At 61.1% G+C, this 16,014-nt stretch carries 16 protein-coding genes and 1 riboswitch; of the genes, 7 read left to right on the top strand and 9 right to left on the bottom strand.

From position 1 onward, the window contains the following. Positions 1–29: 29 nt before the first annotated feature. A complete protein-coding gene (gene uvrB, locus BFW87_RS01095; protein WP_078738146.1) occupies positions 30–2,045 on the bottom strand; it encodes an excinuclease ABC subunit UvrB in 2,016 nt (671 codons plus the stop codon). 344 nt (positions 2,046–2,389) lie between these two features. Between uvrB and BFW87_RS01100 the strand changes: the two genes are divergently transcribed. Both BFW87_RS01100 and BFW87_RS01105 read left to right on the top strand, forming a co-directional pair. Continuing rightward, positions 2,390–3,586, top strand: a complete 1,197-nt coding sequence (locus tag BFW87_RS01100; protein WP_078738147.1) for an amino acid aminotransferase — start codon at positions 2,390–2,392, stop codon at positions 3,584–3,586. 97 nt (positions 3,587–3,683) lie between these two features. Next, a complete protein-coding gene (locus BFW87_RS01105) occupies positions 3,684–3,893 on the top strand; it encodes a hypothetical protein (RefSeq protein ID WP_078738148.1) in 210 nt (69 codons plus the stop codon). A gap of 108 nt (positions 3,894–4,001) precedes the next feature. Here BFW87_RS01105 and ptrR read toward each other — a convergent pair whose 3' ends face one another. Continuing rightward, positions 4,002–4,874: a putrescine utilization regulator PtrR gene (gene ptrR / locus BFW87_RS01110; RefSeq protein WP_078738149.1), complete on the bottom strand. Its 873-nt coding sequence runs from the start codon at positions 4,872–4,874 to the stop codon at positions 4,002–4,004. Between the two features lie 104 nt (positions 4,875–4,978). Between ptrR and BFW87_RS01115 the strand changes: the two genes are divergently transcribed. Then, a complete protein-coding gene (locus BFW87_RS01115) occupies positions 4,979–6,361 on the top strand; it encodes an aldehyde dehydrogenase family protein (RefSeq protein ID WP_078738150.1) in 1,383 nt (460 codons plus the stop codon). 255 nt (positions 6,362–6,616) lie between these two features. On the opposite strand, the gene BFW87_RS01120 is transcribed toward BFW87_RS01115, so the two are convergent. The 4 genes from BFW87_RS01120 to BFW87_RS01135 all read right to left on the bottom strand — a co-directional run bounded on the left by BFW87_RS01120 (position 6,617) and on the right by BFW87_RS01135 (position 10,856). Continuing rightward, a complete protein-coding gene (locus BFW87_RS01120) occupies positions 6,617–7,633 on the bottom strand; it encodes a sensor histidine kinase (protein WP_078738151.1) in 1,017 nt (338 codons plus the stop codon). A 9-nt stretch (positions 7,634–7,642) separates the two neighbouring features. Beyond that, positions 7,643–9,121, bottom strand: a complete 1,479-nt coding sequence (locus BFW87_RS01125; RefSeq protein ID WP_078738152.1) for an ATPase domain-containing protein — start codon at positions 9,119–9,121, stop codon at positions 7,643–7,645. Beyond that, positions 9,118–9,552 carry a hypothetical protein gene (locus BFW87_RS01130; protein ID WP_254865842.1) on the bottom strand — a complete coding sequence of 145 codons (435 nt, stop codon included), beginning with the start codon at positions 9,550–9,552 and terminating at the stop codon, positions 9,118–9,120. Before BFW87_RS01130 ends, BFW87_RS01125 begins: the two co-directional genes overlap by 4 nt. 263 nt (positions 9,553–9,815) lie before the next feature. After that, positions 9,816–10,856 carry a hypothetical protein gene (locus BFW87_RS01135; protein ID WP_078738154.1) on the bottom strand — a complete coding sequence of 347 codons (1,041 nt, stop codon included), beginning with the start codon at positions 10,854–10,856 and terminating at the stop codon, positions 9,816–9,818. An 85-nt stretch (positions 10,857–10,941) separates the two neighbouring features. Here BFW87_RS01135 and BFW87_RS01140 point away from each other — a divergent pair, with 85 nt between their 5' ends. The 4 genes from BFW87_RS01140 (at position 10,942) to BFW87_RS01155 (ending at position 14,584) form a co-directional block, all read left to right on the top strand. After that, on the top strand, positions 10,942–11,502 hold the full coding sequence (locus tag BFW87_RS01140) for a hypothetical protein (protein ID WP_078738155.1): 561 nt from the start codon (positions 10,942–10,944) through the stop codon (positions 11,500–11,502). Position 11,503: 1 nt separating this feature from the next. Continuing rightward, positions 11,504–11,697, top strand: a riboswitch (cobalamin riboswitch). Between the two features lie 114 nt (positions 11,698–11,811). Further along, a complete protein-coding gene (locus tag BFW87_RS01145) occupies positions 11,812–12,822 on the top strand; it encodes an ABC transporter substrate-binding protein (protein ID WP_078738156.1) in 1,011 nt (336 codons plus the stop codon). After that, the gene (locus BFW87_RS01150) at positions 12,819–13,823 is read left to right on the top strand and encodes a FecCD family ABC transporter permease (RefSeq protein ID WP_078738157.1); all 1,005 of its coding nucleotides are present in this window, start codon (positions 12,819–12,821) and stop codon (positions 13,821–13,823) included. Before BFW87_RS01145 ends, BFW87_RS01150 begins: the two co-directional genes overlap by 4 nt. Continuing rightward, complete coding sequence (locus tag BFW87_RS01155; RefSeq protein WP_078738158.1) at positions 13,820–14,584, top strand: ABC transporter ATP-binding protein; 765 nt, start codon at positions 13,820–13,822, stop codon at positions 14,582–14,584. The genes BFW87_RS01150 and BFW87_RS01155 overlap by 4 nt, the downstream gene beginning before the upstream one ends. A 132-nt stretch (positions 14,585–14,716) precedes the next feature. Here the strand turns inward: BFW87_RS01155 and BFW87_RS01160 are convergent, their stop codons facing one another. From BFW87_RS01160 to BFW87_RS01170, 3 genes are all read right to left on the bottom strand, one after another. After that, positions 14,717–15,214, bottom strand: coding sequence for a GNAT family N-acetyltransferase (locus BFW87_RS01160; protein WP_078738159.1), 498 nt, complete (start codon positions 15,212–15,214; stop codon positions 14,717–14,719). After that, complete coding sequence (locus BFW87_RS01165) at positions 15,211–15,435, bottom strand: hypothetical protein (RefSeq protein WP_078738161.1); 225 nt, start codon at positions 15,433–15,435, stop codon at positions 15,211–15,213. Before BFW87_RS01165 ends, BFW87_RS01160 begins: the two co-directional genes overlap by 4 nt. A 74-nt stretch (positions 15,436–15,509) precedes the next feature. Continuing rightward, on the bottom strand, positions 15,510–15,977 hold the full coding sequence (locus tag BFW87_RS01170) for a DUF1203 domain-containing protein (RefSeq protein WP_078738162.1): 468 nt from the start codon (positions 15,975–15,977) through the stop codon (positions 15,510–15,512). Between the last annotated feature and the right edge of the window lie 37 nt (positions 15,978–16,014).

Genomic DNA, 16,014 nt, shown 5'->3' on the forward strand with positions numbered 1-16,014 from the left:
TGCGATGAGGCCAGTCCAATCACTACAGATCAAACAGCCAAAAGACGCTCGCGCAACTTGCCAATCTCATCACGCGTCTGCGCCGCCGCTTCAAACTCCAGATCCCGCGCCAGCTGGTACATCTTCTCTTCCAGTTGGCGAATGCGCTTGGTGATCTCACTCGGCGAGCGCAATTCGTTCTCGTACTTGGCGCTTTCCTCGGCCGCCTTCGCCATGCCCTTGCGCTTCTTGCTCCGCGAGCCGGGCACAGTGGCGCCTTCCATGATGTCGGCAACGTCCTTGAACACGCCTTTGGGCGTAATACCGTTGGCCAGGTTGAAGGCAATCTGTTTGTCGCGACGACGCTCGGTCTCGCCGATCGCCCGCTCCATGGAGCCGGTGATGCGGTCCGCATAGAGAATCGCGCGGCCATTGAGGTTACGTGCAGCCCGGCCGATGGTCTGAATCAACGAGCGCTCGGAGCGCAAAAAGCCCTCCTTGTCAGCATCCAGAATCGCCACCAGCGACACTTCCGGCATGTCCAAACCTTCACGCAGCAGGTTAATCCCCACCAGCACATCAAAGGTGCCCAGACGCAGGTCGCGGATAATTTCCACGCGCTCTACGGTGTCGATGTCCGAGTGCAGGTAACGCACACGCACGCCGTGGTCCGCCAGGTAATCGGTCAAGTCTTCGGACATGCGTTTGGTCAGCGTGGTCACCAGCACGCGCTCTTCCAGGGCCACGCGTTTGTTGATTTCCGAGAGCAAATCATCGACCTGGGTCAGCGCCGGGCGAATTTCGATCTGCGGGTCCACCAGGCCGGTCGGGCGCACCACTTGCTCAACCACGCGACCTGCATGCTCAGCTTCATAGTTACCCGGCGTGGCCGAGACAAAAATAGTCTGCGGGCTGATCCCCTCGAACTCGTCAAAACGCATCGGCCGGTTATCCAGCGCCGACGGCAGGCGGAAACCGTATTCCACCAGGGTCTCTTTACGCGAACGGTCACCTTTGTACATCGCACCGACCTGCGGCACGCTGACGTGGGACTCGTCGATCACCAGCAAGGCATCGTCCGGCAAGTAATCAAACAGCGTAGGCGGCGCCTGCCCGGACTCACGGCCCGACAGGTAGCGCGAGTAGTTTTCGATGCCGTTGCAGTAACCCAGCTCCAGAATCATCTCCAGGTCGAAGCGCGTGCGCTGCTCCAGGCGCTGGGCTTCGACCAATTTATTGTTGGAGCGCAGGTATTCCAGGCGCTCCACCAATTCGCCCTTGATGCCCTCGATGGCACCCATCAGGGTTTCGCGCGGGGTTACGTAGTGGCTTTTCGGATAGAAGGTGAACCGTGGCAGCTTGCGGATCACCTCACCGGTCAACGGGTCGAAGGCCGACAGGCTCTCGACTTCATCGTCGAACAGCTCGATGCGGATGGCCTCCAGGTCGGATTCGGCCGGGTAGATGTCGATCACGTCGCCGCGCACGCGGAAGGTGGCGCGGGCAAAATCCATGTCGTTACGGGTGTATTGCAGGCTCGTCAGGCGGCGCAGCAGTTCGCGCTGGTCGAGTTTGTCGCCGCGGTCAACGTGCAGCACCATCTTCAAATAGGCTTCCGGGCTGCCCAGGCCGTAGATGCACGACACGGTGGTGACGATGATCGCATCCTTGCGCTCCAGCAACGCCTTGGTCGCCGACAAGCGCATCTGCTCGATGTGGTCGTTGATCGACGCATCCTTCTCGATAAAGGTATCGGAGGACGGCACATAGGCCTCGGGCTGGTAGTAGTCGTAGTAGGAAACGAAGTACTCCACCGCGTTGTTCGGGAAAAACGCCTTGAACTCGCCATAGAGTTGCGCGGCCAGGGTCTTGTTCGGCGCCAGCACCAGGGTCGGGCGGTTGGTCTGCGCAATTACGTTGGCGATGCTGAAGGTCTTGCCTGAACCGGTCACCCCAAGCAGCGTCTGGTGCGCGAGGCCGGCATCGATGCCTTCGACCAGCAAGCGAATGGCTTCGGGTTGATCGCCGGCGGGTTCAAAGCGGGTGACGAGCTGGAAATCCGACATTACGTACCTCTTTCAAGTCACCCCGGATTGAACCGCACCAGGACGAAAAAAGCTCAGCGACCCGCGATTTGTCATCGCAGGTTGCAGGAAAAAACCATGATAGCTGTAGAAGTGGTGCCGAATGTGGCGGGTTTCAAGGCCATCGTCCTACCTGCCGTCCGCGATCAATGTTGCAATAAGACTAACGGTCGGCAAATAAACCGAAAAACTTGGCCGAAAAGCCGTTTCGGTTGTCGCCTCAAGCGTTGATGGCCTCTATACTAGCTCCCCGTTTGTGCACCGCTCTAGTGCATTCGGCTGGAGCGCGACACGTCCCTCCACTCCCCCCATAGAGCTGCCGCAAAATGAGCCTGTTCTCCGCTGTCGAAATGGCACCACGCGATCCAATCCTGGGCCTCAACGAAGCATTCAACGCCGACACACGAACCACCAAGGTCAACCTTGGCGTGGGCGTTTATTGCAACGAGGAGGGGAAGATTCCACTCTTGCGTGCCGTTGCCGAAGCGGAAGCCATTCGCGTGGCGCAACACGCCGCCCGTGGCTACTTGCCGATCGACGGTATCGCAGCCTACGACAAAGCCGTGCAAACCCTGCTGTTCGGCACTGAATCGCCGCTGCTGGCGGCTGGCCGCGTCACCACCGTACAGGCGGTTGGCGGCACCGGCGCACTGAAAATCGGCGCTGACTTCCTCAAGCAACTGCTGCCGGACGCCGTCGTTGCCATCAGCGACCCAAGCTGGGAAAACCATCGCGCGCTGTTCGAAACCGCCGGTTTCCCGGTGCAGAACTACCGCTACTACGACGCCGCCACCCACGACGTAAACCGTGCCGGCCTGCTCGAAGACCTCAACGCCCTGCCGCCGCAGTCGATCGTGGTGCTGCACGCCTGCTGCCACAACCCGACCGGCGTCGACCTGAGCCCGGCCGATTGGCAAAACGTGCTGGACGTGGTCAAGGCGAAAAACCTGGTGCCGTTCCTCGACATGGCCTACCAGGGCTTTGGCGACGGCATCCACGAAGACGCCGCCGCCGTGCGCCTGTTTGCTGAGTCGGGCCTGACCTTCTTTGTGTCCAGCTCGTTCTCCAAGTCGTTCTCGCTGTACGGCGAACGTGTGGGCGCACTGTCCATCGTTGGCGAATCCAAGGAAGAAAGCGCGCGCATCCTGTCCCAGGTCAAGCGCGTGATCCGCACCAACTACTCCAACCCGCCGACCCACGGCGCGGCGATCGTGGCTGCCGTGCTGAACAGCCCTGAGCTGCGCGCCCAGTGGGAAGCCGAACTGGCTGAAATGCGCCTGCGCATCCGCGGCATGCGCGAGCAGATGGTCGCCACGCTGGCCAAGGCTGCTCCGGGCCACGACTTCAGCTTCGTCGGCCGCCAGCGCGGGATGTTCTCCTACTCCGGCCTGACCGTGGAGCAAGTCACCCGCCTGCGCACCGAGTTCGGCATCTACGCACTGGACACCGGGCGTATCTGTGTGGCGGCGTTGAACCAGTCGAACATCGGCGCTGTGACCGAGGCGATTGTCAAGGTGCTGTAAGCCTTTGCGGTTGTGAAAAGGGGAAGCCAATGGCTTCCCCTTTTTGTTGGCGAACCCACTAGACTGACCCCGATTGCCCCTTTGCTGTGAGAGCCTTATGAGAAACGACGACCTGGACCTGCGCGCCGACCGCGACGAACTGCATGACTTCACCCCGCGCGCCCCGCAAGCCAAGCGCCAGAAAAGCCTGGTGCTGCAAGTGGCACTGGGTGTGTTTCTTGGCGGTTTGGCGTTGTGGTTGGTGCAACTGGGCGCGACGGCAATAATGGCCAAACTGGCGATGGGCACACTCCAGTTTGGCGGCTGATAAAAATCAAAAATGTGGGAGCGGGCTTGCTCGCGAATGCTGTGGGTCAGCCACAATATCTGTGTCGGATATACCGCATTCGCGAGCAAGCCCGCTCCCACACTGGACCTAGGCAGCTACTAATCCGCGTTCCTCCAGCAACTTCACAAAACTGTTCAAACTCTGCGACACCGTCCCCCGCCGCCAGATCAGCCACGTGTGCAGGATGCGAAAGTTGTCCGCCAACGGCCACACGCTCACCGCCGCAAACCCCGGCATGCTTTCCAGCATGCTGCGCGGCATCAGCGCCAGGCCCGCCCCGGCGCTGACGCAGGCGAGCATGCCGTGGTAGGACTCGATCTCGAAGATCTTCCCCGGCACCGCGCCATCCTGTGAGAACCAGCGCTCAAAGTGATGCCGATACGAGCAGTTCGAGCGAAAGGTATAGATGCTCTCCCCCGCCACATCCTGGCCGCGCGTGATCGGCGCGTGGTGCAGCGGCGCGATCACCACCATTTCCTCCTCAAACACCGCCACCCCTTCCAGCGTGGCATGCAGCACCGGCCCATCGACAAACGCCGCCGCCAGCCGCCCGGAGAGTACGCCCTCGATCATCGTGCCCGACGGCCCGGTGCTCAGGTCCAGCTCGACCTTGGCGTGCTTCTGGTTATACGCCGCCAGCAACGACGGAATGCGCACCGCCGCTGTGCTTTCCAGCGAGCCCAGGGCAAAGGCGCCCTGAGGTTCCTCCCCCGCCACTGTAGCGCGCGCTTCCTGCACCAAATCAAGAATACGCCGCGCATAGCCGAGGAAATTCCACCCCGCCGGTGACAGCCGCAGGCGGCTCTTCTCGCGGATAAACAATTCCACGCCCAGGTCCTGCTCCAGTTGCTTGATGCGCGTGGTCAGGTTCGACGGCACCCGATGAATCAACTGCGCGGCGGCGCTGATGCTGCCTTGCTCGGCAACGGCCTTGAAGATTTCCAGCTGCACCAGGTCCAAGTCATTCTCCAATCGTGAATGTATTGCTTAATATTATTCAGTTTCCAGAAAAGAGATAGCCCCGTACGCTGAACTCAACTTAAATCACTGCGCAGGACGGTGCCATGAACGCGACTACCCACGCTCTCTCGATCAACCCGGCCACTGGCGAAACCGTCGGCAGCTACCCCTACGAAACCGAGGCGCAACTGGACGCCGCCCTCAACCGCGCGACTGGCGCCTTCCGCACCTGGCGCCGCCAGCCGGTGAGCCAACGCGCGGAACTGCTGCTGGCCCTGGCCGCCGCCCTGCGGGTACAAGCCGAAGACATGGCGCAGATGATCACCCTGGAAATGGGCAAACCCATCGCCCAGGCCCGTGCCGAGATCGAAAAATGCGCGCAACTCAGCGAGTGGTACGCCGCTCACGGCCCGGCCATGCTCGCCCCGGAACCGACGCTGGTGGACAACGGCACCGCCCACATCGAATACCGCCCGCTGGGCCCTATTCTCGCCGTGATGCCGTGGAACTTCCCGGTCTGGCAAGTGCTGCGCGGCGCGGTGCCGACCCTGCTCGCCGGCAACACCTACCTGCTCAAACACGCGCCGAATGTGATGGGCAGTGCCTACCTGATCCAGCAGGCCTTTAAAAAAGCCGGTTTCGCCGAAGGCATTTTTGAAGTGCTCAACGTGACCCAGGACGGCGTGTCCAACGCTATCGCCGACCCCCGCGTCGCCGCCGTCACCCTGACCGGTAGCGTGCGCGCCGGTATCGCCATCGGCTCCCAGGCCGGTGCCGCGCTGAAAAAATGCGTGCTGGAACTGGGCGGTTCAGACCCGTTCATCGTGCTCAACGACGCCGACCTCGACGCCGCCGTGCAGGCCGCGCTGATCGGCCGCTTCCAGAACAGCGGCCAAGTCTGCGCCGCCGCCAAGCGTCTGATCATCGAAGCGGGCGTGGCAGAGGCGTTTACCGCCAAATTCCTCGAAGCCAGCCGCGCGCTGGTGATGGGCGACCCGACACAGGCCGCCACTTACATCGGCCCAATGGCCCGCTTCGACCTGCGCGACGAGCTGCACGGCCAGGTCCAGGCCACGCTGGAAGAAGGCGCGACGCTATTGCTGGGCGGCAATAAAGTGCCCGGCTCCGGCAACTACTATGAGCCGACCGTGCTGGCAGGCGTGACCGACCAGATGACCTCATTCAAACAGGAACTGTTCGGCCCGGTGGCCTCGATCATCACCGCGCGCGATGCCGACCATGCTGTGGCGCTGGCCAACGACAGCGAGTTCGGATTGACGGCGAGCATCTTCACCACTGATTCGGCGAAGGCGCGGGATATTGCCGATCAGCTGGAAACCGGTGGGGTCTTCGTCAACGCGTTCAGCGTCTCCGACCCTCGGGTGGCGTTTGGTGGCGTGAAGAAAAGCGGGTTTGGGCGGGAGTTGTCGCACTTTGGCGTACGCGAATTCTGCAATGCGCAGACGGTGTGGCTGGATCGCAAGTAAGCCGGAAACGGCTGCTTTGGCTGAATGATTCCATCATGCCAGGCGGACGTCCTGTGGCGAGCGGGCTTGCCCCGCGTTGGGCTGCGAAGCGGCCCTGGAACCTGACAATGCGGTGTGTCTGAATAAGCGCGGTGGCCTTGATGGGGCCGCTTCGCAGCCCAACGCGGGGCAAGCCCGCTCGCCACAGCAAGCCCGCTCGCCACAGGAAGCCCGCTCGCCACAGAGAGTGTCTGCTCAGCAAAGTCATCCTGCGGGTCACAACAGCGGCAACCTCACCACAAACTCACTGCCCTTCCCATGGCCCTCGCTGGTGGCGGTCACTTTGCCGCCATGGGCTTCAACCAATTCGCGCACCACGGTCAAGCCAATCCCCAGGCCCGAGCCGTTGAAGCCGATGGCATGCTCGTCCTGGACATAGGGATCAAAGATGTACGGCAATGATTTGGCCGAAACGCCAATGCCATTGTCCGCGATGCTGATCTTCAATACCTGCGCCTCAACCTTCACCGACAATTCGATGGTGCCCGCCACCTGGGTGTATTTAGCCGAGTTGGCCAGCAGGTTATGCAGAATCTGCGCGAGGCGAATCGGGTCACCACTGATCATCACTACACCTTCCGGCAAATGCGCCGCGAACTGCTGCTGTTTCGCGTGCATCACCGGGCCGCAGGCATCAATCGCGTCCCTCAGGATTTGCAGCATATCGACGTCACGGCAGTTGATCCGCAGCTTGCCGGTGCTCACGCGGGACACGTCCAACAGGTCATCAACCAACTGCGAAATATGCTGCACTTGCCCCTCAATCAGCTCGCGCATGCGCGGTAGCTGGTCACTCGGCAGCCGAACCATGCGCTCGGCGATCATGCTGATCGGCGTCAACGGGTTACGCAGCTCGTGCGCCACCATCGCCAGGATGCTTTTCTGCTGGCCCAGCGCACGCTCGGCCGTGGCCTGCAAGTCCTGGGCGCTGAGCGCGGCGATGACCAACTGCGCATTCGCCTCGCGCAGTTCCTGGTACAAGCGTTGCTCCTCCAAACGCGGAGGCGTTGCGGCGTCGGATTGCGCCAAAAGGATCGCCAGCACCAGTTGCTGATTGGCCTCGATCACTTGCTCGATCTGTTGGGTATCGACCAAACGATCACTGGCGTCGGTCAGTTGCTGTTGCAAGGCGGCTAATACGGCGCGGGCTTCAACGGTTTTTTGGCCAAGCAGGAAGAGTTCGTGGGCCGCATTGGTCAGCGCACTCTCTTTCTTGCCGCCGTTTTCACTCATGAGTCGGGCTCACACATGTTTTTCTCCTGTCACCGCAACGGCCGGCACCTGTTTGGTTGGCCGACCGCCCAACAACCCCTCCTGCTCGGGCAGCATGTCGCGAATCTGCAGGCCGTTGTCGTCGATGTGGTACTGGCGTAGCTCGTCGGAGTGGGCGCTGGCGCGCACCTTGACCACCGCCATGATGCGCAGCAGGCGGCTCTCGACCTCGATATAGCGCTGCACGATGATCGCGTCGGTCAAAAAGGCCGTGCCGTAGGGGCTGAAACGCAGGTCGGTGTAGCGGTCTTCCAGCTCCGAAGTCATCAACACACTGACCCCGGCGCCGGTCAGCGCGGTGACCATGCGCGACAACGACTCGCGAAAATCCGCGCGAAAGGTCGGTGCCAGCGCCAGTTCAAAGCCCGACAGCGAGTCGATCACCACGCGCGTCGCCTTCAAGCGGCCGATTTCGCTGAGCAGCAATTGCACGATTTCATCGATCGACAGGTCCGGCGCGCGGCTGTCCACCAGGCCCACCTGATCGTTTTCGATCAACTTGGCCAACTGAGGGTTTTGCGAATGGTTGGGGCGTTGCTCGAACACCGCAATCACCCCGGTTTCCCCATTGCGCGCGCCTTCGGCCAAAAAGGTCGCGGCCAGAATGCTTTTGCCCGAACCCGACGGCCCGGCCACCAGCAACGAATAGCCACGAGGCAGGCCGCCGCCGAGCATTTCATCGAGTTTCGGCACGCCCATTTTCAGGCGTGTGATCGGGAACGTCGGCGGCGCTTCAACCGACGGGTCGCGCGCGGCCGGCGGGAATACCTGGATGCCCGCAGTGGCAATACGGAAGGTGTGCAGCCCCGGCAACGTCGGCTGGCCGCGCATCTTCATGATTTCCATCTTGCGCACCATCGAGTTGCGCTCGACGCTTTGGCGCAGCCAGATCAGGCCATCGGCCACGGTGAAGATGGGGTTGGTGTCGGTTTCGGTGAAATATTCGCCGATCAGGAAAGTGGTGGCCTGCCAGGTGGTCATCAACATGCCCAGTTGCTGAACGAACTGCGGCAGGTTGTTGTTTGGGTTGTCCTGGGTCTGGCTGGCCAACACCACGGAGCGGAACGAATCGACAAACACCAGCGCCGGCGAATATTTCTCCACCTCGCTGACGATGCGCCGCAAGACCTCATCCAGGTCGCCTGCCAGGGTGTCGCTGGCCAGGTTGATATAGCGAATCGACTGGTTAATCGCCTCGCTGTCGAAAAAATCGAATTGCTGCTGATAGCGCAGCATTTTCAGCGGCGGCTCACCGAGCACGGTAAAGAACAGCGCCGGACGCTCCGGCGTCGCGAGGGCAAACATCATCTGATGCGCCAGGGTGGTTTTGCCGCAGCCCGGCGGGCCGGCGATCAGGTTGAACGAAAACTCCGGCAAGCCACCGCCCAGGACCTCGTCCAGTCCTGGCACGCCCGTGGCCAGACGGTTGATAGTCACTTTGGTGCTCATGGCGAAATTTCCTGCGAAGAGGTGTCGCTCGAAGAAGGCAGCCACACGTCAGCAAGCAAACGCGCGGTGAGTGAGGGCCCGATCAGCGTGGTCAGTAGCTCGTAGAGAGTCGTCAGCAACACCTCACCGAAAAACAGCGCATCGGTTTCGTTTTGCTCCACGAGTGCGGATTTGAGGGCAATCAGGTCCATCGTGGCCAGCACACTGTCATACGTGTGGGCCAGCCGTGGATGGTTGGAGACGCACAGATGGAGGCTGCGACGGTACAGCGCGGCAACTCCCTGCTGGCCGATGATGGGTGCCAGTGCGGCGCCCATATCCTGCAAAATCGAAACAATCGCCTCGGCGATGCTTGCAGTGTCAGCGTGCGGACCAACACGGTGCGCCAGAGAAGCTACGATCCGGCGGCTCTCTTCGCTAAGCGTGGGCATGACTGACTAATATCTGATGAACAGTCCCCTAGCCTACACCCTATATCCGCAGATAGAGACCTTGATGGGCAAAGCAGGCCAAATGGCCGGCGTTGAGGCTCATGCCAGTCAGCTCAGAGATCCGGCGGGCAACCGATAACCTTCGATGATCATGCCCACGCAGAGCGTGGATTCAGCAGCCTCTGAGAATTGTGTCGATACATACCGCTATCGCAGACATGCCAGCGCCCACCGTTGAACGAGGCTGCTTTGAGTGAGCAGCTTCAGTTCTGCCAGCACTGTGCATACCGTTCGCACACGCCATAACGCTTGTCCATGTCGGCCATGTGTGACCAGCTCTCAGCTGCAACTTCTTTTTCCAACTGCTCGCTGAGTCGGCGGTAGACCTGCAGCATCGAGCTGTTGAGCGCCAACGATTGGGTGATATCGGTTGCGGGGGTATCGGGCACCAGTGTTTTGATCGTGAGGGTTTCCATACGCGAGAGACGCTCGCGGTAAGCAACCTTGTACTGCTCAAGCGCCTTGGCTTTTATCCCGCGTGTTTGAGCCAGGTAAGACTCGACGTTTTGGCGATATTCCGCCCAATACGCCGCCGGCAGATCAAGGTTCATCAGGGCCTTGCGCTTGCTGACCACCAGATCGACTGCGTCGACCCGCGCGCTTTCGCTGAGCGGCGTGGCTGCGGGTTTCATGTCCGCAATGATGCTCTGCGAGACAATCTGCTCAATCAAGGCGTCACGCTCAGGCGTAGATGACAGACCTGGCGGGGGCACCGGGAACAACGCGTTGGCGCCCATGCAACTGGGTATTCCTTTATTCACCATCGGCACCAGCGTGCGCGCCACCTGGCCCTGTACCGTGTGCAGGCGCTTGAGCATGGTCAGGCACCGGCTGCCTACGCGGTTGAACGTCAGCTCGTATTCAGCACCACTCTGCGGAGAAAAGGTGAAGGCCGTGCCACACACCGAGCCGGTGTCTTGAGAGTTCACGTGCAGTAACTGCTCTTTATTCGGGGGCAGCCTGAATTCCAGGTAAGGCGTTTTCTCGGAGAGCGGCGGCATCGACATGTCCGCGCGCCTGCGGGTGTTGGCCAGCAACAGGTTGTTGAGGATGCCGGTGGTCTGGCCGCCGCAATGCTCATCGTCCAGAACGCTCAGAGTGGCACTGCTCATGTCGCTGATGAAGCGCAGCTTGGCGGCATCCGGGGTGGTGGCATCGGGATAAGTGCCCGAAATGCTGCAACCGCTCAACATCAATGCGAAAGCCGTTGCACCGAAGGCACGACGTGCAAAAAACTGACTCATGAAAAGAGGTCATCCTTAACGCGATAGTGGCTAAACGCCCATCATAATGGGAAAGTAAGCTTTTTTTCGATGGAATGAAGATTGAATGGGTAAGGTCAGTCAGCTATGTGTAGTCGGTGTCACAGCCTTGGTGAGTGCCTGCTCGTCATTGCCGCCGGAAATGGCACTGGACTCAACAGTGTATTCAGCAGAAAACGCCGGCCTGGTCCTGGGTGCGATGGTCGACGGCGGCCCTTACGGCACGTGGATGAATTTTCGCAACGTGAGCACTGCCAAAGATTATGGCTGGGGGCCCAAGGATTATTACTCGGCATGGTTGCCCGCCGGCACCTATGAAATGACGGACCTGGGCTCGCGTCGCGGCGTCATGGGCCCCTTCTCCAAACCGCTGCGATTTACCGTCACCAAGGGCCAGATCAATTACCTTGGCGAGATGACCTACGGCTGCCCACTCGCGGCACATCCTGTGGCTCTCTACGGTGTAAAAAACTGCGGCATTCTTGCGTTGGGCACCTGCACGGTCGACTACCCGAGCATCGGCGTATGCGTGGTGGACCGGCAGGAGCAGTCGGTTCGCACCTTCCTTAAACAACACCCGCAATTCTCCGAACTGCCTGTCAAACCGGCAGTGATGTCGCCGCGCTAATCGACTACCATACCGCGCCGGTTCCCAAACGGGACTAATAGGGAATTCGAAACGCCGCCCAGGACGTCAATCGAAACTGCCCCCGCAACTGTAGGTGCTGAGCCTGCTCCAACGTGCCACTGAGCCTTGCTCGGGAAGGCCGGAGCGTGGCGATGACGCATCAGTCAGGAGACCTGCCGGCCCAGTAACTCACTAACCGGCGGGGTGTCCGGGAAGGACGTTCTCGCCTGCGGCTTGCGCAGCGTTCGAGGGTGTATTTCCAAACCGTACCTCTCCAGCTCACTGTACGGTTTAAACGGAGATATCCCGATGCTGCCACGCGTTACCGCCCTGCTCACCGGCCTGGGCTTCTGTGCCCTGGCCCACGCGGCCCCCACTCATTACCCGCTGACGCTGCAGAACTGCGGCAGTACGATCACCTTTCCGGCAGCACCTGCGCGAAGCGTGACCATTGGCCAGGCCGCCACCGAGATGCTTTATGCCCTGGGCGTGGCCGACAAGGTGGTCGGCACCTCGCTGTGGTTCAACAACGTATTGCCGCAGTTCAAGGCGCAAAACGATAAAATCGCGCGCCTGGCTGATAACGAGCCGAGCTTCGAAGCAGTCATCGCCAAGCGCCCTCAACTGGTGGCCGCCGAGCTGGAATGGGTGGTTGGCCCGCAAGGTGTAGTGGGCACCCGCGAGCAGTTCCACGAATTGAAAATCCCCACCTACCTGCTGCCCTCCGACTGCGAAGGCAAGGACAACCTAGTGGGCGCCGACGGCACGCGGCTGGAGCCGTTTCGCATCGAAACCATCTACAAGAGCATCAGCCAACTGGCCGAGATTTTCGACGTACAGGATCGCGGCCAGCAACTGAACGACGAACTCAAGGCACGCCTGGCCAAGTCCGTGGCCACCGTGCAGAGCAAAGGCCTCAAGCAGGCCAGCGCGCTGGTGTGGTTCTCCAGTGCCGAGATGGCCAGCGACCCTTACGTAGCCGGTCATAAAGGCATTCCGGAATTCATGCTGGAGACCCTCGGCCTGCACAACGTGGTGCAGTCCGATGAAGAGTGGCCCGCCGTCGGCTGGGAAACCATCGCCAAGGCCAACCCGACCTTTCTGGTGATCGCGCGCATGGACCGCCGCCGCTACCCCGCCGACGACCATGAAAAGAAACTCGCCTTCCTGCGCAGCGACCCGGTGACCCGCAACATGGACGCCGTGAAAAACAACCGCATCATCATCCTCGACGCCCTCGCGTTGCAGGCCAGCATCCGCATGTTCGACGGCCTCGAACAACTGGCCACGGCCATTGACGGCTACGACCTGCCAAAATGATGCGCACCCTGCTCGCCCTCGCCTTGCTGCTGGCCGCCGTACTCGCTGGCGTGGCTATTGGTGAAACCGCCATCTCGCCACAGGTGGTGCTGCAAGTGCTCGCCAACAAACTGTGGGCCGCCGGGTATGTGCTCGACCCGATTGACGAAGGCGTGGTGTGGAATTATCGCCTGACCCGCGCGCTGGTGGCCGCCGCGTGCGGGGCCGGGCTGGCGACCTGTGGGGTGATTCTGCAGTCGCTGTTGCGTAATCCGTTGGCGGATCCGTACCTGTTGGGCATCAGCGCCGGGGCTTCGACGGGCGCGGTGTTGGTGGCGCTGATCGGCGTGGGCGGTGGCTTGATTTCGCTGTCGGCGGGGGCGTTTGTCGGCGCCATGGCCGCGTTTGCGTTGGTGATTTTGCTCGCGCGCGCCAGCGGCTCGTCCAGCGGCACCGGGCAAATCATCCTCGCAGGCATCGCCGGTTCGCAGCTGTTCAACGCGCTGACCGCGTTCCTGATCACCAAATCCGCCAGCTCCGAACAGGCGCGCGGCATCATGTTCTGGCTGCTCGGTAACCTCAGCGGCGTGCGCTGGCCGTCGGTGTGGCTGGCGGTGCCGGTGGCGGTCGCGGGCTTGGCGGTATGCCTGTGGCACCGTCGGGCGCTGGATGCGTTCACGTTTGGCACCGACTCGGCGGCGTCCCTGGGCATTCCAGTGCGCCGCGTGCAGTTTGTGCTGGTGGGTTGCGCGGCGCTGGTGACGGCGGTGATGGTGTCGATTGTCGGCTCCATTGGCTTTGTTGGGCTGGTGATTCCGCATGCCGTGCGATTGTTGCTCGGCACCGGGCATTCGCGCTTGTTGCCCGCCAGTGCGTTGGGCGGCGCGTTGTTTTTGATTGCGGCAGATGTGCTGTCGCGCACGCTGATCAAGGGCCAGGTGATTCCGGTGGGGGTGGTGACAGCACTGGTCGGCGCTCCGGTGTTCGCGCTGATCCTGATTGGCCGGAGGAACGCGCGATGAGTGTGCTGAGTTGCGCCGGGCTGGGCTTCAAGGTGCGTGACGCTGAGTTGCTGCGCGATGTTCATCTGGAGATTGAATCGGGCGAGACCCTGGGGATTGTCGGGCCGAACGGTTCCGGCAAATCCACCTTGCTCAAGTTGCTCGCCGGGTTGCGCACGCCTGCGTCCGGCGAAGTGCTGTTGGGGGGAAGGCGCCTGGGCGATTTGTCCCGTCGCGCCATCGCGCAGCAGTTGGCGGTGGTGGAGCAACAGGCTGACACTGACGACGCCATTCGCGTGTTCGACGCCGTGGCGTTGGGCCGCACGCCGTGGCTGTCTGCACTGAGCCCTTGGTCAGGTGAAGACGACGCCATTGTGCGCCAGGCCCTGCATGACGTGGACGCCACGCACCTGAGCCAGCGCGCCTGGCGCAGCCTCTCCGGCGGTGAGCGCCAACGCGTGCACATCGCCCGCGCGCTGGCGCAACGGCCGCAGATTTTGCTGCTGGATGAGCCAACCAACCACCTGGATATTCAGCATCAGCTGGGGATTTTGAAAGGCGTGCAAGCGCTGCCCGTGACGACATTGATTGCCCTGCATGATCTGAATCAGGCGCTGACCTGTGATCGGTTGGCCGTGCTGGATCGAGGGCGATTGGTGGCACTGGGTAAACCGCTGGAAGTGCTGACACCAACGCGGTTGCAAGACACCTTCGGCGTACAGGCCCACTACCTGACAGACCCGTTCGATGGTGCGCAGATACTGCGGCTGCGCCCCAACTGACCGATTAAATGCAATTCAGTGTGGGAGCTGGCTTGCCTGCGATGGCGGCGGCAGGGCCAATAAAGATATCGCCTGACCCACCGCCATTGCAGGCAAGCCAGCTCCCACAAGGGTTTGCGGTGGTTCACGGCGCTATAGGAACCGCTGCATATGCGTCGTCTGCCACACCGGATCAGCTTCGATGTCGGTGATTTCGAACCCCTGCCGAACCCAGAAATCAATCGCCCCGGGCAGAAAGGGGTGGGTGTGCAAATACATCACCTCAACCCGGTCCGCCTGCGCCATCGCCTCCAGCGAGCGATACAACTCAGCCGCCAAACCCGAACGACGAAATGCCGGAAGAACAAACAACCGCACCACTTCCACCGTCTTGCGACCGAGGTAATCAAGTTGGGGAAAGCGCTCGTCATAAGGCAAGTAGCCGATGGCCGCGACTATTTGGCCCTCAGCACAAGCAACCAAAAATCGGCCCTGCCCCTCAAGATAAATGGCTTCGAACCGCGCCAGATCATCCGGCAGGTCAACCGCGCTGAGCTTCGGAAACAGCTCGGCACGGGCCCGCAAGACAAAGGTCAACACCTGCGGAATATCAGCCGCCGTGACCGCCCGAATGACAGGTCTCTGACTCATGCAACCCTGATCTCACTGATCCCTACCAACTCCGCCTGCTCCACAATCTCTTGCGGTGTGGCATCCGCCGTCGGCATGACCAGGCTGTTCTCCGCATCGCCCATGTGCAACGCCAACAAATGCATCGCGGCCTCATGCACGGGCAATTCGGGCTGTTTGAGTTCAAACACATGGGTGCGGGGCTCGCCGTTGAACAGGTAGTGCAGGGTGAATTCGCGCATGGTGAGGTCCTTGTGATGGAAGTGGAACAACTGATTAACCTGACTCAGTGATCAGCTTTTAAGTTCAACACCTCTTAAGCCCGATCCACGCGCCCCGAATAACACCCTGGCTTCGCATTGTGCACATGAATGTAACTGACCTCAGGATCAGCCAGCATCCGCTCGATCACCGGCTCTATCACGCGCCCCTCCACCACCTCCGCGTCCAACATCATGCCCTCCTGCGAAAACGCTCGTAGCGACAGCAACCGCACGCGCATCACCTCCGGTACCTCATTTATCGAATCATAGGCCCGCGTCGCCCCTTCCCGAACGAAAATTGCGTGGGACGCGCGGTACGGCGAGTCGGCAGGCTGGCATACATGGTTGAGCAGCAAAACACTCTCGCCCACCTCGGCGTCTTTCATTTCTATACGATCAGGAAAGCCTGGCTTACAGTCGACGCGATAACGCCTGATGCCACGCGCGGCGAGTTCAGCATCGGGCAAACCAAACAGTGGGCGGAAGGAATCCGGGGCGAGGCCGGTAATGCGAAAATTCATGAGGAATGCCTCTTGAGGTGAGTGCCTATCAGGCAGC

This window comes from Pseudomonas fluorescens, assembly GCF_002022275.1.
In the GTDB taxonomy this organism is placed as follows: Bacteria; Pseudomonadota; Gammaproteobacteria; order Pseudomonadales; family Pseudomonadaceae; genus Aquipseudomonas; species Aquipseudomonas fluorescens_AJ.